General features: G+C 59.6%; 19 protein-coding genes and 1 pseudogene. 9 read left to right on the top strand and 11 right to left on the bottom strand.

What is annotated here, in order from left to right:
* Nucleotides 1–231 precede the first annotated feature (231 nt).
* Nucleotides 232–1,398 carry an MFS transporter gene (locus ACQY8Q_RS18405; RefSeq protein ID WP_428427894.1) on the top strand — a complete coding sequence of 389 codons (1,167 nt, stop codon included), beginning with the start codon at nt 232–234 and terminating at the stop codon, nt 1,396–1,398.
* Nucleotides 1,399–1,402: 4 nt separating this feature from the next.
* Here ACQY8Q_RS18405 and ACQY8Q_RS18400 read toward each other — a convergent pair whose 3' ends face one another.
* Nucleotides 1,403–1,774: a DUF4440 domain-containing protein gene (locus ACQY8Q_RS18400; RefSeq protein WP_428427893.1), complete on the bottom strand. Its 372-nt coding sequence runs from the start codon at nt 1,772–1,774 to the stop codon at nt 1,403–1,405.
* 16 nt (nt 1,775–1,790) lie between these two features.
* Nucleotides 1,791–2,189: a hypothetical protein gene (locus ACQY8Q_RS18395; RefSeq protein ID WP_428427892.1), complete on the bottom strand. Its 399-nt coding sequence runs from the start codon at nt 2,187–2,189 to the stop codon at nt 1,791–1,793.
* Nucleotides 2,190–2,472: 283 nt separating this feature from the next.
* Between ACQY8Q_RS18395 and ACQY8Q_RS18390 the strand changes: the two genes are divergently transcribed.
* Nucleotides 2,473–4,026 (top strand): helicase HerA-like C-terminal domain-containing protein, encoded by a 1,554-nt coding sequence (locus ACQY8Q_RS18390; RefSeq protein WP_428427891.1) that lies wholly within the window; start codon nt 2,473–2,475, stop codon nt 4,024–4,026.
* 66 nt (nt 4,027–4,092) lie between these two features.
* Here the strand turns inward: ACQY8Q_RS18390 and ACQY8Q_RS18385 are convergent, their stop codons facing one another.
* Nucleotides 4,093–6,021, bottom strand: a complete 1,929-nt coding sequence (locus ACQY8Q_RS18385; RefSeq protein WP_428427890.1) for a M10 family metallopeptidase C-terminal domain-containing protein — start codon at nt 6,019–6,021, stop codon at nt 4,093–4,095.
* Nucleotides 6,022–6,330: 309 nt separating this feature from the next.
* On the opposite strand from ACQY8Q_RS18385, the pseudogene ACQY8Q_RS18380 reads away from it, so the two are divergent.
* Nucleotides 6,331–6,498: pseudogene (locus ACQY8Q_RS18380) on the top strand (helicase HerA-like domain-containing protein); the annotation flags it as partial.
* Nucleotides 6,499–6,633: 135 nt separating this feature from the next.
* Here the strand turns inward: ACQY8Q_RS18380 and ACQY8Q_RS18375 are convergent.
* The gene (locus tag ACQY8Q_RS18375) at nt 6,634–8,922 is read right to left on the bottom strand and encodes a beta strand repeat-containing protein (protein ID WP_428427889.1); all 2,289 of its coding nucleotides are present in this window, start codon (nt 8,920–8,922) and stop codon (nt 6,634–6,636) included.
* Nucleotides 8,923–9,268: 346 nt separating this feature from the next.
* Nucleotides 9,269–9,691: an organic hydroperoxide resistance protein gene (locus ACQY8Q_RS18370; protein ID WP_428427888.1), complete on the bottom strand. Its 423-nt coding sequence runs from the start codon at nt 9,689–9,691 to the stop codon at nt 9,269–9,271.
* A 135-nt stretch (nt 9,692–9,826) separates the two neighbouring features.
* Here ACQY8Q_RS18370 and ACQY8Q_RS18365 point away from each other — a divergent pair, with 135 nt between their 5' ends.
* Complete coding sequence (locus ACQY8Q_RS18365) at nt 9,827–10,312, top strand: MarR family winged helix-turn-helix transcriptional regulator (RefSeq protein ID WP_428427887.1); 486 nt, start codon at nt 9,827–9,829, stop codon at nt 10,310–10,312.
* Nucleotides 10,313–10,628: 316 nt separating this feature from the next.
* Here ACQY8Q_RS18365 and ACQY8Q_RS18360 read toward each other — a convergent pair whose 3' ends face one another.
* Together ACQY8Q_RS18360 and ACQY8Q_RS18355 are read right to left on the bottom strand one after the other, a co-directional pair.
* A complete protein-coding gene (locus ACQY8Q_RS18360) occupies nt 10,629–11,417 on the bottom strand; it encodes a L,D-transpeptidase family protein (RefSeq protein ID WP_428427886.1) in 789 nt (262 codons plus the stop codon).
* 196 nt (nt 11,418–11,613) lie between these two features.
* A complete protein-coding gene (locus ACQY8Q_RS18355) occupies nt 11,614–13,920 on the bottom strand; it encodes an EAL domain-containing protein (protein ID WP_428427885.1) in 2,307 nt (768 codons plus the stop codon).
* A 233-nt stretch (nt 13,921–14,153) separates the two neighbouring features.
* Between ACQY8Q_RS18355 and ACQY8Q_RS18350 the strand changes: the two genes are divergently transcribed.
* Together ACQY8Q_RS18350 and ACQY8Q_RS18345 are read left to right on the top strand one after the other, a co-directional pair.
* Nucleotides 14,154–15,527: a TIGR03808 family TAT-translocated repetitive protein gene (locus tag ACQY8Q_RS18350; RefSeq protein WP_428427884.1), complete on the top strand. Its 1,374-nt coding sequence runs from the start codon at nt 14,154–14,156 to the stop codon at nt 15,525–15,527.
* Between the two features lie 104 nt (nt 15,528–15,631).
* Nucleotides 15,632–16,297 (top strand): glutathione S-transferase family protein, encoded by a 666-nt coding sequence (locus ACQY8Q_RS18345; RefSeq protein WP_428427883.1) that lies wholly within the window; start codon nt 15,632–15,634, stop codon nt 16,295–16,297.
* Between the two features lie 3 nt (nt 16,298–16,300).
* On the opposite strand, the gene ACQY8Q_RS18340 is transcribed toward ACQY8Q_RS18345, so the two are convergent.
* A complete protein-coding gene (locus tag ACQY8Q_RS18340; protein WP_428427882.1) occupies nt 16,301–17,203 on the bottom strand; it encodes a LysR substrate-binding domain-containing protein in 903 nt (300 codons plus the stop codon).
* Nucleotides 17,204–17,295: 92 nt separating this feature from the next.
* Here ACQY8Q_RS18340 and ACQY8Q_RS18335 point away from each other — a divergent pair, with 92 nt between their 5' ends.
* Together ACQY8Q_RS18335 and ACQY8Q_RS18330 are read left to right on the top strand one after the other, a co-directional pair.
* Complete coding sequence (locus ACQY8Q_RS18335) at nt 17,296–17,493, top strand: hypothetical protein (RefSeq protein ID WP_426228745.1); 198 nt, start codon at nt 17,296–17,298, stop codon at nt 17,491–17,493.
* Between the two features lie 66 nt (nt 17,494–17,559).
* Nucleotides 17,560–17,931, top strand: a complete 372-nt coding sequence (locus ACQY8Q_RS18330; protein WP_428427881.1) for an MmcQ/YjbR family DNA-binding protein — start codon at nt 17,560–17,562, stop codon at nt 17,929–17,931.
* Here the strand turns inward: ACQY8Q_RS18330 and ACQY8Q_RS18325 are convergent.
* Both ACQY8Q_RS18325 and ACQY8Q_RS18320 read right to left on the bottom strand, forming a co-directional pair.
* Nucleotides 17,928–18,548, bottom strand: coding sequence for a glutathione S-transferase family protein (locus tag ACQY8Q_RS18325; RefSeq protein WP_428427880.1), 621 nt, complete (start codon nt 18,546–18,548; stop codon nt 17,928–17,930). The genes ACQY8Q_RS18330 and ACQY8Q_RS18325 overlap by 4 nt on opposite strands.
* 84 nt (nt 18,549–18,632) lie before the next feature.
* Entirely contained in the window at nt 18,633–19,004 is a 372-nt protein-coding gene (locus tag ACQY8Q_RS18320) for a DUF4406 domain-containing protein (RefSeq protein ID WP_428427879.1), read from the bottom strand.
* Nucleotides 19,005–19,106: 102 nt separating this feature from the next.
* Between ACQY8Q_RS18320 and ACQY8Q_RS18315 the strand changes: the two genes are divergently transcribed.
* Nucleotides 19,107–19,859, top strand: a complete 753-nt coding sequence (locus tag ACQY8Q_RS18315; RefSeq protein ID WP_428427878.1) for a DeoR/GlpR family DNA-binding transcription regulator — start codon at nt 19,107–19,109, stop codon at nt 19,857–19,859.
* 3 nt (nt 19,860–19,862) lie between these two features.
* Here the strand turns inward: ACQY8Q_RS18315 and ACQY8Q_RS18310 are convergent, their stop codons facing one another.
* Nucleotides 19,863–20,867 (bottom strand): asparaginase, encoded by a 1,005-nt coding sequence (locus ACQY8Q_RS18310; RefSeq protein ID WP_428427877.1) that lies wholly within the window; start codon nt 20,865–20,867, stop codon nt 19,863–19,865.
* Between the last annotated feature and the right edge of the window lie 8 nt (nt 20,868–20,875).

Genomic DNA, 20,875 nt, shown 5'->3' with positions numbered 1-20,875 from the left:
ATGAAAAACTGAGATCTATGCGTGTATGGCTGCAGCTTAGCCGCTACCGTGTAAATGTCTTGGCAATTTTGCTGTCCGGGAAAACTATTTCTGGGGTATTTCAAGCCGCACAGAAGCCTCGATAAGCAGGCTCTTAAGATTTCCTGCAATAAGCCTGGCTTGGCATTTCAACACCGCTGATGTTCGGATAAAAGAGGCCCGGGCCGCATTCAAATTGGCCGCGAGGGCCTCATGCAGTCATCACACATAACCGCCGATTTCATGCCCGACTGGGCGGCCATCGTTGCCGTCATTCTCGGTGCGTCGGCCTTTTCGGTGGCGCAGGGCATTACCTATCCGCTGATCTCGCTGACGCTGGAAAGCCGGGGTGTGACGCCGGCGGTCATCGGCTTCAATGCGGTCAGTTTCGCGCTCGGCCTTGCCACTTCGACACTGATGATCGGCCATCTGACATCACGGCTGCGCACCGACAAGCTGATCATCCTCAGCCTTGCCGGCTGCTCGATATGCCTTGCGACGTTTGCCGCGACAGACGCGCTGCCCGTCTGGTTTCTCGCCCGGTTTCTGCTGGGCTTCTTCGCCAGCCTGATCTTCATGCTGAGCGAGGCCTGGATGAACTCCGCCTGCCCCGACCGGCTGCGCGGCCGGGTGTCCGGCCTTTATGGCGCGGGCATCTGTGGTGGATTTGCCGCCGGGCCGCTGGTCATTCCGCTGATGGGAACCGAAGGCGGCTTCGGCTTTGCGCTGACCGCCGTCTATGTGGCGCTCGTCGCCTTTGCCACGGCGCTGTTGACGCTCTCGACCCGCACGACGCCGGAGGCTTCCTCCACCCATGACGTCTTCGTGTTCTTTCGCAGGGCGCCGGTGCTGATCGCCATGGTGCTGGCCTTCGGGTTTTCGGACATCGCTGCGATTTCGGTGATGCCGGTCTATTTCGTCAAGACCGGCCATTCGCAGGCTTTTGCAGCGCTCAGCGTCACGGTTCTGGCCCTGCCGACCGCGCTCGCCCAGCCGTTCATCGGCGTGCTGCTCGACCGGCTGCCGCGCCGGCGCGTGGCGATCGTCATGGGCGGGATCGGCGCCATCGCCTTCCTGATCATTCCGTTCCTGACCTCACCGATTGCCATTCTCGCTGATTTTGCGCTGATCGGCGCAGCAAGCTTCTCGCTCTATACCTGTGCACTGACCATGCTCGGAGAACAGTATCGCGGCAGCATGCTGGTGGCGGGCAGTGCCGCCTTCGCGCTGGCCTATGCGGTCGGCAGCGGCATGGGCTCGGGCGCAACGGGATCGATCATGGACATGTTTGGTCCATCGGCAGCCCCGATCAGCGTCGGGCTGATCCTGGTGATTTTCACGCTGTTCCTGTCTTTCGGCGCGCGGGCGAAAACGGCCTGAGGTCTCAGACCTTCATCGGAGTTCCCTGATGAAAAGCCATGCGCCAAATCCCATCGGTGTGGCGCCAGATCGATGATCGCAGAACACGCCGGTGTTCCGTTGCCGTTTCATAGGTGAGCAGCGCCACGGTTTCGGACAGACGCTTCAGCCGGTAGTTTTCCGATTGCACGGGTGGTCCGGCAAGCACAGCCTCGGTAACCAGCGCCGCGATCGTCTCGGCGCGGCCATAGGCCTGACCGGAGCTGCCGAATTCGGTAAAATCCTCGTCCAGCAGTGCACCGGTCAAAAATGCGGAACCGCGCACCTTCGGATCGTGGAGACGTTGCTCCAGTTGCCTCAAGTGCGCGGTCAGATCGTTGTCGGACAGATCGTCCATTATGTTTCTGCGGATATCAGATGAACTGGCTGAGGCCCGGAACCGAGGCGACGACCTCATCGACCACTTCAGCACCAGCGTGTTCCCTGGCGTAACCGATGGTTTCCTTGGCAAGTGCGGTGATTTCGCCCATACCGAGGCCTTGGCTCATCAGCTGCTGGCCGAGCGCCATGACGCCGCCACCGGCGCCGACTGCGCTGAGCAGACCGCCGAGCAGGCCACCGCCGCCGCCCGTGCCTTCGCCATTATACTGTGCAACCAGTGCTTCAGCGCCCGGAATGGCTTCGATCATCTTGGCAACCGGGCCGTCTGCCGCTTCGCGCTGCAGGAAGCCGAGCATCATGCCGATGGCCTTTTCAGCCGTTGCAGGGTCAATGCCGACATTTTCGGCAACGCGCGTAACCAGTTCGTTCATGGATGATTCTCCTCATTTAATTGACGTGAACGTCAAGGTAAATTATCTCGAATTGAAACTCAAGCACGTTCGGAACGGGTGTCCGCAGCGCGAGAACCCAATGATCGTTTCATGCCTTGGTGGCAATTACAATGCGGCCATCCAGCGCGCAAATGCTGTCTTTTGCATGACAATCCTTCTGTTGCCGGTGAAAGGCACTCCCCCTATAACAGTCATGGGAAAACAATGTGATGAAGGTTGGCGGACCGCCGGCTTTCATTGGCGAAACGGAGACAAGGCCCACATGCTTGAGGACGGTAAGCTCTATATCGGCACCAGCCGGAAACCGGACGACACGATCAACAAGGGCGAATATCTGGATTTCAAATTCGGCAACCGGCACGGGCTGATCACTGGCGCCACCGGCACCGGCAAGACCGTGACGCTGCAGATTCTGGCGGAAAGCTTCTCCAATGCCGGCGTGCCCGTTTTCTGCGCCGACGTGAAGGGCGATCTGTCCGGCATCGGCGCCATCGGTGAACCCAAGGACTGGGTGACCAAGCGGGCCGAGCAGATCGGCTTTACCGATTTCGCCTTCCAGGAATTTCCGGTGATCTTCTGGGATCTCTACGGCGAAAAAGGCCACCGTGTGCGCACCACCATGTCGGAGATGGGGCCGCTCTTGCTCTCCCGGCTGATGAACGCCACCGACGCCCAGGAAGGTGTGATCAACATCGCCTTCAAGATCGCTGACGAAGGTGGGTTGCCGCTGCTGGATCTCAAGGATTTCCAGGCGATGCTCGCCTATATGGCCGAGAATGCCTCGGCGCTTTCGGGCAAGTACGGCCTGATCTCCAAGGCCTCGGTCGGCTCCATCCAGCGCGAACTACTGATTCTCGAGCAGCAGGGCGCCAAGAATTTCTTCGGCGAACCGGCACTCAAGGTCTCCGACATCATGCGCACCACCCGCGACGGCCGTGGCGCCATCTCGGTGCTGGCCGCCGACAAGCTGATGATGAACCCGCGGCTTTACGGCACGTTCCTGCTCTGGCTGATGTCGGAACTGTTCGAGGAGCTGCCCGAGATCGGCGACCCCGACAAACCGAAGCTGGTGTTCTTCTTCGACGAGGCGCATCTGCTGTTCAATGACGCTCCAAAGGTTCTGCTCGAACGTATCGAGCAGGTCGTCCGGCTGATCCGGTCGAAGGGCGTCGGCATCTATTTCGTCACCCAGAACCCGCTCGACGTGCCGGAAACCGTGCTCGCCCAGCTCGGCAACCGCATCCAGCATGCGTTGCGTGCCTATACGCCGCGCGAGCAGAAGGCAGTGAAGACGGCGGCCGACACATTCCGCCCCAACCCGGATTTCGACTGCGCCACCGTCATCACCAATCTGGGCACCGGCGAGGCGCTGGTCTCGACGCTTGAGGGCAAGGGTGCGCCCTCGATGGTCGAGCGCACACTAATCCGCCCGCCGTCCAGCCGCGCTGGTCCGCTGACCGAGGCCGAGCGCGCCAATGTCATGAGCATCAGCCCGGTGGCTGGCCAGTACGATACGGATATCGACCGGGAATCTGCCTACGAGATCCTCGCCCAGCGCGCCGCCAAATCGACGCAACAGGCCGAGGAAAGCCGCGAGACAACGGAAGCACCTGCGCCGGCAGCACCCGGCAACAGCCGCTGGACCCTGCCCGGTTTCGGCGACGATGCAACTCCAGCCGAGCCCAAGCCAAAACCTCGCGCAGGCTACCAGCGCGAAAGCGTCGCCGAAGCCGCAATGAAATCCGTCGCCCGCACCGTCGCCTCCTCGCTCGGCCGCGCTCTAGTGCGCGGCATCCTCGGCAGCTTGAGGCGGTAAAACGCAATATGGACTTGAAACGGAAAACGGCGGTCCAAGATGGGCCGCCGTTTCTTTTTCGACAGCCTACAATATGAAATAGCCAGCCGTCAGCGTCAGCGCATCGTCAAGGTGGATCGCAAAGTCTGCCGCCTTGTCGCCGTTTATGTCGCCGTAAACGTAGGTATCAGAGGTACCCTTCACAACACGAAGTTCGCCCGCGATGCCGTGAAAAGCAGCCGCGCCAATGAAGGCGAAGGCTTGATTTCCCGCCGTTTTCGAGCTTGCATCTATGGCCGAAAGGCTTATGCGGTCGCCGCTGGCAGGGGAGAAGTCGAAGATCGTGTCTGCCGCTGCGACCGTGCTATCCGCCGCCGTTTTATAGACGAAGATGTCGGCGCCGCTACCGCCAGTCAGATCGTCGCGCCCGGCGAGACCGGTCAGGATGTCGTTGCCGGCTCCCCCGCTCAAAATGTTGCGAAGGGCGCTGCCTGTCAGATTATCGGCAGCGGAGCCTCCTGTCAGGTTCTCAAAGCCGGTCACGGCGAAAAGGCCGGCACCCGTATCGACAGCAGTCGCGTTGGACAGTGAGATATTCACGGCCTTGGTAAAGCTGGCGAAGCTGATCGAATCGTTATTTTTGCCACCATCCAAAACGACCGTCTGGGTCTTATCGGTCAGCATGGCGACTGAAACACTGTCATTACCGCCATTGACCGAGACGGAACCCGCCCCCTTTGCACCAATGGATACTTTATCAATGCCGTCATAGGCGACGATGGCACCGACCCAGCCGGCTGCTGTGACAGTGTTGTTCCCACTTCCGGCAACAACTGCACTTGCGCCGCCAGTGCCGATCTGGAACGTGTCATTGCCGTCATAGGCAACAATGGAACTGACAAAACCACTGCCGGTCTTGACCGTGTTGTTGCCCGAACCGAAATTGATGCTGCCTGCCTCACCCGATCCGGTAATGGTTACCTTGTCGTCATTGTCATAGGCGACCAAGGCGGCGATCCAGCCATTCTTGAGCGTGATGGTGTTGTTGCCGTGACCGACGTTGACCATATCGGCGCTTTCGTCACCGACAGCGACGACATCGTTGCCGTCACCGGTGTCGAGAAGTCCCACAAACCCAATCGCGTTGACGGTGTCGTTGCCATCACCAGTCCGTACGCTTCCCACGCCACCGCTGCCAACTGTAATCTTGTCGATGCCCTGGTAGGTGACAATCGCGTCCACAAAACCGCCGGTCGTCGTGGCCGTGTTGGTACCGGCGCCAAGATTGATGCTGCCGATGCGACCGGAGCCGGCGATCGCAACAGTGTCGTTGCCATCATAGGCGACCAGCGCTTCGACACTGCCGCCGCTGCCCACGGTCACCTTGTTGTTGCCATCGCTCACTCTCATCGTCTCGATGTGGCCGTTGCCGACATTGACGGTGTCGCTGCCGCCACCGGTGTCGAGCATCGCAACATTAGCGCCACTTGCCGTCACAGTATCATTGCCATTGCCCGTGGACGCGGCGCCGACATAGCCGGTTCCAAAGGCAAGCTGGTCATTGCCATCGCCGGTATTGATCGCACTGACGTCACCTGCGCCGGTTTTAACAACGTCGTTGCCGCCGTTTGTCGCTAGATAGCCCGTATATCTGCTACCGAGCGTGATCGTATCGACGGCGTCGCCGCCAACGATCAACTCCACGCTTGTCGTCTTAAGCGTCACGACGCTGCCGCCGTTACCGTTCAACTGTAGATAGTTGATGTGTCGCTCCGTGTCGGTGGCCGCGTCGTTGATCACGACCTTTAGATTTGCCTCGCCTGAAAAGCGCAGCGTCGCGATATCCCAGTTCGAGCCCGAGAGTGAAACGGTTGCCGTATAGGATTTGCCAACGTCGCCGGAATAGGTGGAAACATAACCGAGCCACCGGTCATCCCAGATATATTCGTCGCCGCCGATAAGGAAGCTGGACGTTCCGTTAAGAGTGAAGGTGACATTCGCGTGAATGGTCGACATGCGCTCTCCCCCTGTTGGCCGGGCGAGTTCTCAATTGTCACCCGGGAACAAAAACCGTTCCCCCCGGCGTTAATTTACGGATGAATATCGAATATTGAACAAATATCATGACTATCTAATTTAGATATCCATCAATAAGTACTGCGGCCGTACCGAGAAATGACGGTGTCATCGTGGATTGCCCTCAAAAGGAGACCCGGTGGATTTCTCCGCCGGGCTTTCGTCTGGATCGCCTTTAGCGCCTCAAGCGAGCTTGGCCGAAATTTCGCTCGAAGTCCGAAGGGCGTGGCTGTAGGGGCAGACGATGTGGGCGGCGGCGACGATGCGCAGGCACCGGCAGAGCCCAAGCCAAAACCCCGTGCAGGCTACCAGCGCGAAAGCGTCGCTGAGGCAGCGATGAAGTCCGTCGCCCACACCGTCGCCTCCTCGCTCGGCCGCGATCTGGTGCGCGGCATCCTCGGCAGCTTGAGGCGGTAAACGCCGGATAGACTTGAAACGGAAAACGGCGGCCCAAGATGGGCCGCCGTTTTTTTGTTTGTGCACCGATCCAATTCATAAATGACACTCAAACAAGCGTCACGATGGTGAACTCGGTAGGGGTATTGCGATCTCCTAGATGATGAAGAAATCCGCGTTGGTCAGCGCCAGATTGGCCGAGAGCGTCGCGAAGTGCACCGCGCCCCCGGCCGCATTGCCGTTGGAGTCGTAAAACAACTTTCCTGTATCCGTCTCATAGATCAGACGGTCATCGGCATCGTGGGCGACACCGCTGGCGCTCTTGTGAAAGGCGCCCGATGCCAGCACGCCGGTGTTCTTCAATGCCGTGAAGACACCGTTCTCCAGCCAAATGGTATCCGCGTCGAAATCGTTCATCCTGTGCGTACTGAAATCGGTAATCTTATCGACATTTGCCGTCGCACTGAGCGCGGTGTTGAACTTGAAGGTGTCCGCGCCGGCGCCGCCCTTCAGAGTGTCATTACCAGCACCACCGTTCAGCATGTTGTTGTTATCGTTGCCGATCAGCACGTTATTGCCATTGTTGCCAGTGGCGAAGTACGCATCCCAACCGGTCAACATCAGGTTTTCGATGCTACCGGCAGCCTGCGCTGTGTTGGAAAGATCGAAGCTGACGGAGGACTTGACCCAATCCGTGCCAGAAGATCCTGAAACCGATTCGTCGACGAAATCACCGTCGCCAACGACATAGGTATCATTGCCAGCAAGGCCGACGAGGGTATTGGCACCTTCGTTCCCGGCCAGGATGTTGTTCAGGGCGTTGCCGGTGGCACTGATCGCGGCCGAGCCGGTCAACATCACGTTCTCGATATCGCCGAGCGCCTGCAGCTTGTTGGTGAGGTTAAAGGTGACTGAGGATATAACCAGATCCGTCCCGGACGAGCCGGCTTCATTGACCTTGTCTCCGGCACCGACGACGTAGATGTCATTGCCCGCCCCGCCGCTCAACACGTTGGCGCCGCTGTTTCCTCTCAACACGTTGTTGCTCGCATTGCCAGTCGCGTTAATATTGTCGCTGCCGGTGAGCGTGAGGTTCTCTATAATACCAACCGCCTGCGCGGTGTTGGCGAGGCTGAAGCTGACCGAGGACATGACCAGATCCGTCCCGGACGAGCCGGCTTCATTGACCTTGTCTCCGGCGCCGACGACGTAGGTGTCATTGCCCGCCCCGCCACTCAACACGTTGGCGCCGCTGTTTCCTCTCAACACGTTGTTGCTCGCATTACCGGTCGCATTAATGTTAGCGCTACCGGTAAGCGTGAGGTTTTCGATAATGCCGTTCACCTGGGCCTTGTTGGCAAGATTGAAACTCACTGAGGATTTAACCAAATCCGTGTCCCATTCGCCTTCATCCCGCACGGTGTCACCAATGTCATCGACCACGTACGTGTCATTGCCCACGCCTCCCGCCATAACGTCCGCTCCAGCGCCGCCATCGATAAAGTCGTCCCCGTCCTGTCCGATGAGCTTGTTGACGTCATTGTTTCCGATCAGAATATCGCTGGTATTTGTACCGCGCACGCCTTCGATGCCCCTCAGCGTGTCACGATGTCCGAAACCGTCTGTGGCAGTGCCTGTCGCGAGATTGACCGTGACGCCACGCGAGCCTCTGAAGGAATCGTCGCTCTGATATTCGACCCAGTCGAACCCGCCGCGGCCGTCGATAATATCGCGGCCACCAAGCCCCCTGAACGTCTCGTCGGCGCCGGATCCATACAGCGTGTCGCCGAACTGACTGCCGTGGAAGGTCGTCATCCCGACGAAGGTTTCCGCATTGGCCCATGGATCGATGGCGGTGCCGAGATCGGCGTCGACCGTCACGCCCCGACGCGCGGAGATATCGCCGTAAGCATCGCTAAAGCTCAACGTATTGTTTTCACCGGCACTGGTGATGTAGGTGTCGATGCCTGCTCCGCCCTGGAAGACATCGCCGAGCTGCGAGCCGCCGCCAATCAGCGTGTCGCTACCGCCACCGCCCAGTAAATTATCATCGCCGAGAGTTCCCGCAATCGTGTCGTTGCCGGAAAAAAGCCACTGGTAAACGTCCGACCAACTATCGCTTGTCTCCAGAATCACGGTGAAATCCGCGAAGGTGATATTGTCGGCAGACAGATCAACTTTCTGAAAGAGTATTCCCTTCTCATCGCGCAACTCAATACCGGTTAACGTGCCGCCAGTACCTATCAGCTGATTTCCCTGATACTGAAGATTATCCCCCAGAAATTTCAGAACCGTGCCATTCCAATTCGCGAATGTAACATCGCTTGAGCTCATGGAAACTTCAGAATTCCCCCACATAGGGTCAAGATACCCTGCGAAATTTGGGTTCTTCTCTTCACCCGGAAGGTATTTTTTATCCGGCCAATAATAGGTATAGGTTGCCATTCTCTCGCCTTGCTCACATATCCGCACACGCCGATTCTCCCCAAGCGCTGCTTCTGGTTGCAAGACTTAGCAAACGGAATGGTTGAAGCCAATCCCGCTGGAAACAAGAAATAAGATTTGGTTAAGATGGCTCATCCATCAGGCGCCTTAGACCGCCTATCCCGTTGTATTTTTTAATATCACCAGTGTTTTCCGTCTGTCCGAGCGCATATCATTGGACCGGTACTTTTCCCCAAAGATGACGAGTACGCATCTTAAAGAATCCCGATCCACCGAGGCTTTCCACAACCAAAAAGCCCAGCGGATCGCTCCGCCGGGCTTTCGGTTTCAACATCACGCCAATACGTCAAGCGAGCTTGGCTACAACTTCGCTCGAAGTCCGCAGCGCGTGGCTGTAGGGGCAGACGATGTGGGCGGCGGCGACGAGTTTTTCGCCGACTTCGCGGTCAACGCCCGGCAGGCTGACGGATATCGACGGGCTGATGTAGAAGCCGGTGCCGTCTTCGCGCGGGCCGATGCCGACCGTTGCGGTGACCGTTGCTTCTTCCGGGATCTTGACCTTTTCCTTGCCGGCGACAAATTTCAGCGCGCCGAGGAAGCAGGCGGAATAGCCGGCTGCAAACAGCTGCTCGGGATTGGTGCCGGTCGCGCCGTCGCCGCCGAGTTCCTTCGGAACGGTCAGCGTCACATCGAGAACACCGTTTTCACTGACGGCGTGGCCGGCGCGGCCACCGGTTGCGGATGCCTTGGTCGTGTAAAGAATGGGCATGTCTGTCTCCTTGGTTTCTCAGCGGTTGATGGCGGGGCAAATGGTTGCCTGAAATTTAAATAGCGCATTATTTAATTGTACGCAATATAATTTTGCAAATTGCAAAATCGTCTCGGAACTGCGAGAATGTGCAGTATGACCCGCGATAAAGACATGCGTAAGGACGATCTGAAAGAAGGCGACGCCCTGGCGCTGGGCCAGCAACTCTGTTTTGCCGTCTATTCGGTCTCCCACGCCTTCAACCGGACCTACAAGCCCCTGCTCGAAAAATTCGGCCTGACCTATCCGCAATATCTGGTGCTGCTGGCGCTGTGGCAAAAGGACAGGACGACGGTGAAGGGAATAGGCGAGGAACTGGGCCTGGATTCAGGCACGCTTTCGCCGCTGCTCAAGCGGCTGGAAACCGCCGGCTTCGTCAGCCGTATCCGCGATAAAAGCGATGAACGCCAGGTGATCGTCACGCTGACACCGAAAGGCGAAGCGCTGAAGACCGATGCTTTCGGCATTCTGACCGAAATCGGCAAGGCGACAGGATGCAGCATGGCAGAGGCCGCCGCCCTGCGCTCGGCGCTGCATGATCTCAACAATCATCTTGGTGACAACCCGCCCTCCGGGGACTAGGATGCCGATAGGTGCCGGACGCGTGGGCGGCACAGACTGATGGCAAACCCTAAATGCGATTATCGGACGAGAGCGGCACCCCACTCTCCGTCATCCTCGCCTTCGTGGCGGGGATCCAGCGACCCGACGTCTGTTGGGTCAAAAGACTCTTTCAGCTCAAAGACTTGAGCTAGCTGGATTCCTGTGCCTGTCACAGGAATGACAGGGAATTTGGCAAACGCAATGTTTCCTAAGTGACCTGCAAAATGGTCAGAAAATGACTTTGTCGGCAGGCCGAGCCCGCCTTTCAGTCAGCGGGCCTTTTCAGAGAGCTCCTTCAGATGACTAGGATCGGTGCCTTGTCGCGCACGCGGTCATAGAGATCGATGACATCCTGGTTGATCAGGCGGACGCAGCCGGACGATACGGCCTTGCCGATCGACTGCCATTCCGGTGATCCATGCAGGCGGTAGAGCGTGTCTTCGCCATTCTGGAAGATATACATCGCCCGCGCACCGAGCGGGTTGTCCAGACCGGGTGCCATGCCGCCATTGGCGATCGAGTATTTTTCCAGATGCGGCTGGCGGGCGACCATCTCGTTCGGTGGCTTCCAGCGTGGCCATTTCTGCTTCCACTGGATGACGCCCCTGCCCGACCAGGCAAAGCCTTCACGGCCGATACCGACGCCGTAGCGCATCGCCGACCCGTTCGACAGGATGAGATAGAGGAAGCGTTCGCCGGTATCGACGATGATCGTACCGGGCTTCTCGCCGAACGTATTGTCGACCTGCTGGCGATAGAAACGGGCATCGATCTGCTGGTATGGCACCGCCGGAATGTTGAACCCGCCGTCGAACTTGGGGCCGTATATCTCGGTATAATAGGCCGATTGCAGCGGCAGACCCGTCGGGGTCATGCCGTCACCGACCGGACCTTCCAGCTGGGCGCCATAGCGCGGATCGGCAAACCGGCCTTCCTGGGACGGATCGCGAAAATAAGGTGCTGTTTCGGCGCGGAAGCGATCAGTGTTCATCGACGATGTGCAGCTTGCAAGGCCAGCGGAGGCGACCGCAAGCCCGGACATATTGAGGAACTGCCGGCGGGAGAGAGCTTTTGAAAGGGTCATTGAACTCTGTATATTCCGTTGACGCATATGGCGAAGACGCGGCTGATGTCCGCGCAGACATTCTATCCCGGCAAACAAATACCGATCTCTTGCCACAAGTATGGCAATTGCGGCTGGATCGGGGCTTGTGGCCCCTCCAGGCCATCACGACTGCGCGAGCGGGCGCCTGCGATGCAAAAACGACACAGAAAACCGGCTAGCCGGCCAGAAGCGAAACGAACGCCGCCGATCCGACCGGACGGCTGAAGAAATAGCCCTGGATGTCGTCGCAGCCGCTTTCCCGCAAAAAATCGACCTGCTCCTGCGTTTCCACACCTTCGGCAATGACCTGCATCTGCAGCTTCTGCGCCAGCGAGATGATCGCACCGGTAATTGCCCGGTCGTCAGCGTCGCCCGGAATATCCTGGACAAAGGAGCGGTCGATCTTCAGGCGGCGCACTGGAAAGCGCTTCAGCGCGCTGAGGCTGGAATAGCCGGTGCCGAAATCGTCGATGGCGAGGTGGACGCCGAGCGCTTCCAGCTCGTGCATGGTGGCAACAGCGGAAACGACATCCTGCATGATCAGGCTCTCGGTCAGCTCAAGCTCGAGATAACAGGCCTCCAGCCCGCTGTCCTCCAGCGCTTCGGCGACCTTCGACACCCAGTTGCGCTCCTTGAACTGCCGGGCGGATACATTGACGCTAACGACGATCGGCGCCAGGCCGGCATCCTGCCAGGCCTTGTTCTGGCGGCAGGCTTCGTTCAGCACCCATTCGCCGATCGGTACGATCAGGCCGGTTTCCTCGGCCAGCGGGATGAAGTCGCCCGGAGAAATCAGGCCACGCTCGGGATGCTGCCAGCGCAGCAGCGATTCCGCAGCGAAAATCCTGCCCGTTTTCAGGTTCATCTGCGGCTGATAATGCAGCACGAACTCGCTGCGGGTCACCGCATCGCGTAGCTCCTCGTGGCGCCGCAACTGTTCGTGCGCTTTGGCCGCCATCTGGGCGTCGAAGACCTGCAGATTGTTGCGGCCGACCTCCTTGGCCCGGTACATGGCCGAATCGGCATTGGCCAGGAGTTCGGTCGCGCTCTCGCCGTGCTCGGGATAACAGACGACACCCATCGAACAGCTGACCTGCAGGCTGCGCCCGGCGAGCACCACCGGTGCACCGATCGCAGCGCGGATCGCCTCGAGCCGGGACAGCATCACGCTGCTTTCCGGCGGCAGGCTGTTGAGCAGAATGATGAACTCATCGCCGCCGACCCGCACGATCATGTCCGACTTGCGCACGCAGGCGAGCATCCGGCCGGCAACGACGCGCAGAAGCTCATCCCCGGCATGATGTCCAAGCGTGTCATTGATCAGCTTGAAATTATCGAGATCAAGAAAGGCCAACGCCACCCATTGGCCGGTCATACGGGCCTGTTCCAGGGCGGTTGCGACGCGCTCGTCGAACATCGCCCGGTTCGGCAGCCCCGTCAGGGCATCGTGATGGGCCATGAACTGGATGCGTTCTTCCGATTGCCGCCGCTCGATGGCAATGCCTGCCAGATGCGCCGCCATCGAAATCAGATCTGTCTGCTCTGCCGACGGCGTTCCGGGCTGATGCGAATAAAGCGCGAACGTGCCGAGCACCTGCCCCTGATAGGAAAGGATCGGCATCGACCAGCAGGACCGGTATCCATGTGGCCGTACCATATCGGCATAGTCTTCCCAGAGCGGATCGGACTGGATGTCGCTGACAAACACCGGCTCGCCACGAAACGCTGCCGTGCCGCAGGAGCCGACCTTGGGTCCGATCGCAACGCCGTGGATTGCGGCACAATAGGCATCGTCGAGTCCCGGTGCTGCCCCCGTCAAAAGATGTCTCCGGTCGGGTGACAAGAGCAGGATCGAGCCGATGATGCCGGGCAGATGCGCCTCGATCATCAAGATCAGCTCGTTGAAGAAATCGGAGAGCGGCGTGCTGGTGGCAATCAGTTCCAGCAACCGGGCCTGTCCGAGCAGAAGCCGCTCGGCCCGTTTGCGATCGGTGATATCGCGCGAGATGCCGACAACGCCGATGGTAACTCCCTGCTTGTCGCGCAGCGGCACTTTCGATGTCAGCAGCCAGCGTTCATCCTTGCTGACGGCATTCAGCTCTTCGATACCAAATATCGGCTCGCCGGTTTCGATCACCCGGCGCTCGGCCTGTTCGAAATGGCGCGCGTTATCGGGGGTATGGATATCATAATCCGACTTGCCGACGATCTCGTGAGTTTCGCGAAAGCCGTTTTCCGTCACCGTTGCCTGATTGGCGATGAGAAAGCGTCCGTCAAGATCCTTGGCGTAGATGTAATCGGGAATATGATTCATCATCGTCTCGAGCCAGTAATGGCGATCGGCGATGTCGGGTTCGGGGCCGAACATGCGCGAGACTTCGGCTGCAAGCCGCTGGCTTGCCGCGATCAATCGCTGCGTGTCGTCATTGCTGGCAATTCTCGCCCCGCTGTCCCTTCGATAGCGGCTTAAATTCTTCGTCAAGCTGGCCTCCAAAGACGGATATACCGGTCTAGCCGTCTCTTCCTTGTTCCCCGGCCCGACTTCTAGCAGCCATAAGTTATTCTTCCCTAAAGATAGGACGGCAGAATAATCGCATTCCGTACAATAACGATACAATAATCAACCTATAATTGCTGCAAACCATCTCATATCGTACCGCTTTGGCACATCCCGCCCTGGCACGATCTGTGCTTGTCCAACACAAAGGATTTGCCATGCTGAATCGCCGCCTGCTTTTGTCCTCCATCGCCTCGATCGCGGTTTGTTCGGCGGCCACCCGCGTCTCCACGGCAGCATCAATGAAGCCGGCACAGCACGGCCTGCGCGGCACGATCGATATTTCCGGCTATGGCGTCGCCCCGAACCGTACCGGTGATCAAAGCCAGGCGATCAGCCGTCTTTTCAACGAGGCCGCAGAAAAAGGAATGCCGGTCTTCCTGCCGGCTGGCGACTACCGCATCTCCGGTATCACGCTGCCCGATACGCTGTGGGCCAGCGGCGTTCCCGGCCGCACACGGTTGATCCACACCGGCGGCGGCCCCTTTCTCACCGGCGAAGGGCTGGGCAAACTCACCCTATCGGATCTTGTCTTTGATGGCGGCGGCAAATCGCTGGGGAATGAAGCCGGTGGGCTGCTGCATCTACGCGGCATTGCCGATCTCACGATTGAGAACTGCACAATCACCGGCGCAACCAAGCATGGCATCCATGCCGAGCGTTGCGGCGGCCGGATCACCGGCAACAGCATTTCACAAGCCTCCGCCTCCGGCATCTACGCGGTGGAAAGCCAACGGCTGGCGATCACCGCCAACACTGTGTCCGACTGCGGCAATGGCGGTATCCTCGTGCATCGCTGGGAGGCGGGCGAAGACGGCACGATGGTCAGCTGCAACCGGGTGTTCAAGATCGCCGCAAAGGACGGCGGCACCGGCGAAAACGGCAACGGCGTCAACATTTTCCGCGCCTGGAATGTGATGGTAACCGACAATCACATCTCCGACTGCGCCTTCTCCGCCATCCGTGCCAACGCTGCCACCAATGTGCAGATCTCCGACAACCAATGCCTGCGCTCCGGCGAAACAGCCATCTATTCAGAATTCGGCTTTCAGGGCGCCATCGTCTCCGGCAACCTGGTCGATGGCGCCGCAAATGGCATCCTGATCGTCAATTTCGACGAGGGCGGCAGGCTAGCGACCGTTACCGGCAATATCGTCCGCAATCTGCATATCGACGGCCCCTATGTGCATGACGGCGCCGGTTTCGGTTTCGGCATTGCTGCCGAGGCCGACACGGTGATTTCCGGCAATGTCATCGAGAACGCACCGAAATGGGGCCTGATGCTCGGCTGGGGACCCTATATGCGCGGCATCGTCGCAACCGGCAATCTGGTGCGCGGTGCCGGTGGCGGTTGCGCTGTCACGGTGGTCGAGGGGGCGGGTACCGCGCTGATTGCCAACAACCTGTTTCAGGACGTCAAGGATGGTGCTGTCCTCGGCTATCGCTGGAACGACAAGGCGACGGGCGATCTTCTGACAGGCGGAAGCGAAGCCTTCGCACACCTGACCCTCACCGGCAACCGGCTGGCCTGATCCTTCTCACATCAAAACATTTCATGGCTGATATCACCGCCGTGCGCTTCAAGCCCCGGTCCGCTTGCCATAGTTTGCAGCGAAAATTCAACCGAGGAACAGACATGCTGACGATCTACGGAGTTTACTGCTCGCGCGCCTCGCGCAATTACTGGATGGCGGAGGAACTCGGCATTCCCTTCCAGTCTGTGCCGGTCATCCAGGCACGGCTGCTGGCCGATCCGCTGGCCGCAGATGCACGGATCAATACCAAGTCGGCCTCGTTCCTCGCCGTCAACCCGATGGGGTTGATCCCGGCGATCGAGGATGACGGGCTAGTGTTGGCGGAATCACTCGCCAACAACCTTTATCTCGCCCGCAAACATGGTGGCCCGCTGGCTGGAGCAAACGTGCGCGAAGAAGGCGAGATGACGGCCTGGACATTATGGGCGGCAACGGAGGTTGAGCCCTATACGGTGAAGATCGTGCTGACCTATGACAATGGCTCGGAAAATACCCAGGACGGCAAGGCGCTGATCGAGGCCTGCGTCAAGGGGCTGGAGCGTCCGCTGGCGCGGCTCGAACAGCATCTGCAGACACAGGACTACGTGGTCGGCAACCGCTTCACCGTCGCCGATCTCAACCTTGCGGAAGTGCTGCGCTATGCGATGAGCGAGACCTATCTGTTCGACAGATATCCCGCTGTGAAAGCCTGGCTGGGCCGCTGCCATGCACGGCCGGCGTTTGAGGCAATGATGGCCGCGCGGCGCAAGGAAGCGCAGGCCGCCTGACGCCTATTCGAAACCGAGACGCCGCATACTCTCGGCGATTTCGTCACGCACCCATTGCTTGAAGGCCGTCACTGTCTTGGTTTCACGGCGCGTGGGTGGCGTGACGAAATAATGCCCGAACCCCGTCGTCGCCCGGATCGGGAAAGGCATGACCAGCCGCTTCTCGATCAGCGAATAGGCGGCCAGCGTCTGCCAACCGAGCATCACCCCCTGGCCCGCAATTGCCGCATCGAGACACAGCGAGGCATCGTTGAAGACATGCCGCGTCACCATCTGCTTGCCCGACAGCCCGACCTCGCGCAGCCACATCTCCCAGATGACCGTGGAATGACCATCGATGACGGCCGGGATATTCAAAAGGTCCGCCGGCTGCTTCAGTTTTTCTGCAATGGCCGGGGAACAGACCGGAAAAATCTCCTGCGCCAAGAGAAGCTCGGCCTTGACGCCCGGCCAATCTCCAGAACCGACGCGAATGCCGATGTCGACACCGGCGTGCTCCAGATTGACCAACGCAGTCGTCGCATCGATACGCAGTCGGATATCGGGGTGTTTCTCGGTAAAACGATCCAGACGATGGACCAGCCACCGCGCCGCAAACACCGGGGCGACCGAGATCGTCAGGATCGTTTCGTCGCGCCGCTTTGCCGAAGCGACAGCCTGATCCAACGTGTCGAAACCGCCGGTCAGGCGGGGCAGAAAACTTTCGCCGAACGGCGTTGCCACCAGGCCGCGTGGGCTGCGCTCGAAGAGAACGCGGCCAAGCTGTTTCTCGGTCTTGATGATCTGCTGGCTGACGGCACCGATGGTGACGCCAAGCTCGCTGGCCGCCGCCTGCAGCGAACCGAGTCGCCCGGCAACCTCGACCGCCCGCAATCCATTGAGGTGAATGCTGCTCAGATCCTTCATATAGTTTTTCTATAGCACCCGCGCCACAATCTCAATTGAAATTGCTGTGAACTAGGAGGATCATGTGACCATCGAAGAAGGATGGTGATGCCATGTTGAAGATTTTCTCGATACTGGACCAGCTGCTTCCCGCCCCCGCAGACGATGACGCACCGGCAAACTGGAGCCGCGACCCGTTGCGCCACCCGGACATTGCCCGGATGGATACACGCGAACTCGGCGACCTGCCGTTTCCAGGCAATACGGTTCGCTTGTCGCCGAAACTGCCCTGCGAGGCATGCCAGGCCTGAGTTTACACCAAGGCTTGAAGCGGGTTCGTTTTAGGCGGACATTGATCTGCCTCAGCGGACAGGATCATGACCGGCAATCAGGACGGAGATTTCGAACGGGTAACACGGCTCGCCACAACGGCGGGCCTGCCCGAAGTCGCACCCGGAACCTCCTACGGGACCCCGGCGCTGCAGGTGTGCGGCAAGATGTTCGTGCGGATCAAGGAAGCAGGCATTCTCGTCGTCATGTGCGCGCTGGAGGAAAAGGCCATGCTGATCGAGCTGGCGCCCGAACTCTATTTCGAAACCGATCATTACAGGGGCTGGCCGGCCATGCTGGTTCGCCTGAATGTCATCGGCGACCGGGATTTGACAGAGCGGCTGATCGCCGCCTGGCGGCAGAAGGCGCCGAGGCGGCTTGCCGCCAATTTCACAGCACCTGCAACGCCTCGGCCTTAGCCCGCAGCGACGGACAGAACCTTTTTCACGGCCGGGCGCTCGGCCATGCGCTGGCTGTGTTCGTAGACTTTCGGAAAGCGCCTGGGATCGACACCGTCGCCTTCCAGCCAGCTGGTAAAGGTATAGAGGTAGGGGTCAGCGATCGAATAGGCCTCCCCCATAACCCACGGTCCGGAAAACATCGTGGTCTCGATCAGCTCGAAACAATCGCTCATATTGCTGGCGACCTTCAAGGTCATGGCCTCGATCACTGCCGGATCATCGGCCCAGCGGCTGCCACGGCGCTTGTGCGCGTGCGCGACATGCACAGTCGAACACAGATAGGCATTGAAAGACTGGATGCGCGCAAACTCGAATGCGTCCTGCGGGACACCGATCGGCGTGTCTGCAAATCTCTGGCCGATATAGGCAAGGATAGCGGGAGATTCGGTGATGACACCGCGCTCCGTCACCAGCGCTGGTACCCGGCCTTTCGGGTTGAGGTGCAAAAATTCGGCAGACCGTTGTTGCTGAATGCCAAAATCGACCCTTTCGGCCTCGTAGGCAGAACCAGTCTCCTCAAGGGCAATATGAGAGGCCTGCGAGCAGCTGCCCGGCGAAAAATAAAGCTTCAGCATGCAGGCATTCTCTCCATTGGCCAAATCCAAACCATGTTCCGGCGCGAACCATAGCAACCGCGCCGGAGGTTCGCCAGCCCGCGATCAGGCAGGCGTGGTCACGGCACAACCCGGCACGTCCTCCAGCCCGAAATAGATGGGAATGCCGCGCTCGCGGGCAATCCGCACGTCATTGTCTGCGCCCTTGCTCTCGCCCGGCAACCGCAGAACGGCATCGCAAAGCTGCAGGAGCCGCCCGGCAACGGGGTGGAAAATCTGTTCGTAGAGATCGTCGCCAACTTCACGCCCGCCCGCCGCATGCCAGATCGGCAGCGCCACCCATTCGCCGATCATCGGCACATGCCCAGCCTGAAACAGCGCATGCGACGGCGCCTCCAGCCGCTTGAGGTTTGCGGCCATCTTTTCAGCGTCGTCGCCGGTGCCGGATCGGTAGGGGCCAGCAATCAAAATCAGCATGGTTTTCTCCATTAATTTACACGAAAATTCCAGATTAATCTGGATATTTCACGATAAATCATGCAATATCATGCAGAGTCAAGATATGCTTTGGAGACCAAAATGCTGACTTCACAACGGCGGGCGTTGATCGCAGCACGACTGGCCAGTGACGGGCAGATCATTGCCGGTGAACTGGCACAGGAACTCGATCTGTCGGAAGACACGATCCGGCGGGATCTGCGCGACATGGCATCGGCTGGGCTGTTGAAGCGGGTGCATGGTGGCGCACTGCCGGTGACGCCGCTGCTTCCGGATCTCGAAACCCGTCAGACGATGTCCACCGATGTCAAGAAACGGCTGGGGCGCAAGGCGGCGGAACTGGTGCGGGTGGGACAACTGATCTTCATCGACGGCGGCACCACCAATGCCGAACTGGTGCGCTCCCTGCCGCGCGAGATGAACCTGACGATCGCGACCCACAGCCCGGCGATCGCCGCCCTTCTGGAAAAACACCGGGCCGAGGTCATCCTGATCGGCGGCAGGCTCTACAAACATTCGATGGTTTCGACGGGCGCTGCGGCCCTTGCGGCGATCGGCATGCTGCGGCCCGACATCTTCTTCCTCGGCGCCACGGCCGTCCATCCGGCGCACGGCCTTTCGACCGGCGATTATGAAGAAGCCGCCATCAAGCGCGCCATTGCCGCCCAATCGGCAGAAACGGTGACACTGCTGACGGAGGAAAAACTCGGCGCAGTCTCGCCACATCACATAACCGGTGTCGAGGACATGGCAGCCCTGATCATACCCGCCGGCATGGCGCCGGAGACCTGCGCGCCCTACCGGCAGAAAGCGGTGCGGATCATCGAGGCGTGAGGATCAGGCGAAAGCGCCGGTGACCCGGACATCGCCGACATGGATACCGTTCCAGTTTTTCATCGCATGATTAGCCTGCGCCATCAGACTGTCCTGCAACTCCGGCTCGCCGGTAAAGAAACGGGCGAGCGTGGCGGCGATCATGGCTTCGGCGGCGCGGGTGGTGCCGTCTTCGCATTTCAGCGCGATGGCGATGCCTTTTTCCGGAATGGCGGCACAGAACACGCCTTCGGCACCCGTCTTGGCGAAGATGCGGCCGGGGGCTGTCTGCATCAGCCGCGTGCAGGCGCGCTTGCTACCGGCGACGTAAAAGGGCTCAGCCATGCAGGCTTCGATCAGGCGTTTGGAAGCCTTGGCGCGCAGCGGCTCCAGGCCGTTGCCGGTCGCCATCTTGGCAAAGCCGTGGGCAAGCCCTTTCAATGGCACGGCGTAAGTCGGGATCGAGCAGCCGTCGGTGCCGCAATTGTCATGGGCAAGAACCGCGCCCGTCAGGCTTTCCATGGCGCCACGGATTTCGCGCTGCAACGGATGGTCATAACCGACGTAACCGGCGGGCTCATCGCCGCTATGGCAGCAGGCGCAGATGAAGCCGGCATGTTTGCCGGAGCAATTGTTGTGCAGCGCCGTCGGGTGTTCCAGCAAGCGCGCCTGGTTGACAATGGTGTCCTGATTGATCGACCAGTGGGCGCCGCATTCGAGCGTCGAGACATCCCGGCCCGCTGCCGCCAGCATTTCTGCGGCCAGCGCCACATGTTCCGGTTCGCCATTGTGGGAGGAACAGGACAGCGCCAAAGCCCGCTTGTCGAAGCCGTAGGCGTCGGCGGCACCGGTTTCCATCAACGGCAGCGCCTGCATGGCCTTGCAGGCCGAACGCGGAAAGACACCGGTATCGGTCTCGCCGAGCGAAAACACGGTATTTCCATCGCCATCGACGACGATCGCCATGCCGCGGTGACGGCTTTCGACCAGATTTCCGCGCGTGACTTCAACAAGAACCGGGTTCGACATGGTTGTGC

The sequence above is a fragment of the Pararhizobium sp. genome, assembly GCF_965279435.1.
In the GTDB taxonomy this organism is placed as follows: domain Bacteria; phylum Pseudomonadota; class Alphaproteobacteria; order Rhizobiales; family Rhizobiaceae; genus Pararhizobium.
The sequence above is the reverse complement of the archived record's forward strand: the minus strand, read 5'-3'. Positions and strand labels throughout refer to the sequence as shown.

Coding starts and splice junctions, on each gene's coding strand:
- ACQY8Q_RS18405 (WP_428427894.1), top strand. CDS start 232: ATGCAGTCATCACACATAACCGCCGATTTCATGCCCGACTGGGCGGCC.
- ACQY8Q_RS18400 (WP_428427893.1), bottom strand. CDS start 1,774: ATGGACGATCTGTCCGACAACGATCTGACCGCGCACTTGAGGCAACTG.
- ACQY8Q_RS18395 (WP_428427892.1), bottom strand. CDS start 2,189: ATGAACGAACTGGTTACGCGCGTTGCCGAAAATGTCGGCATTGACCCT.
- ACQY8Q_RS18390 (WP_428427891.1), top strand. CDS start 2,473: ATGCTTGAGGACGGTAAGCTCTATATCGGCACCAGCCGGAAACCGGAC.
- ACQY8Q_RS18385 (WP_428427890.1), bottom strand. CDS start 6,021: ATGTCGACCATTCACGCGAATGTCACCTTCACTCTTAACGGAACGTCC.
- ACQY8Q_RS18375 (WP_428427889.1), bottom strand. CDS start 8,922: ATGGCAACCTATACCTATTATTGGCCGGATAAAAAATACCTTCCGGGT.
- ACQY8Q_RS18370 (WP_428427888.1), bottom strand. CDS start 9,691: ATGCCCATTCTTTACACGACCAAGGCATCCGCAACCGGTGGCCGCGCC.
- ACQY8Q_RS18365 (WP_428427887.1), top strand. CDS start 9,827: ATGACCCGCGATAAAGACATGCGTAAGGACGATCTGAAAGAAGGCGAC.
- ACQY8Q_RS18360 (WP_428427886.1), bottom strand. CDS start 11,417: ATGACCCTTTCAAAAGCTCTCTCCCGCCGGCAGTTCCTCAATATGTCC.
- ACQY8Q_RS18350 (WP_428427884.1), top strand. CDS start 14,154: ATGCTGAATCGCCGCCTGCTTTTGTCCTCCATCGCCTCGATCGCGGTT.
- ACQY8Q_RS18345 (WP_428427883.1), top strand. CDS start 15,632: ATGCTGACGATCTACGGAGTTTACTGCTCGCGCGCCTCGCGCAATTAC.
- ACQY8Q_RS18340 (WP_428427882.1), bottom strand. CDS start 17,203: ATGAAGGATCTGAGCAGCATTCACCTCAATGGATTGCGGGCGGTCGAG.
- ACQY8Q_RS18335 (WP_426228745.1), top strand. CDS start 17,296: ATGTTGAAGATTTTCTCGATACTGGACCAGCTGCTTCCCGCCCCCGCA.
- ACQY8Q_RS18330 (WP_428427881.1), top strand. CDS start 17,560: ATGACCGGCAATCAGGACGGAGATTTCGAACGGGTAACACGGCTCGCC.
- ACQY8Q_RS18325 (WP_428427880.1), bottom strand. CDS start 18,548: ATGCTGAAGCTTTATTTTTCGCCGGGCAGCTGCTCGCAGGCCTCTCAT.
- ACQY8Q_RS18320 (WP_428427879.1), bottom strand. CDS start 19,004: ATGCTGATTTTGATTGCTGGCCCCTACCGATCCGGCACCGGCGACGAC.
- ACQY8Q_RS18315 (WP_428427878.1), top strand. CDS start 19,107: ATGCTGACTTCACAACGGCGGGCGTTGATCGCAGCACGACTGGCCAGT.
- ACQY8Q_RS18310 (WP_428427877.1), bottom strand. CDS start 20,867: ATGTCGAACCCGGTTCTTGTTGAAGTCACGCGCGGAAATCTGGTCGAA.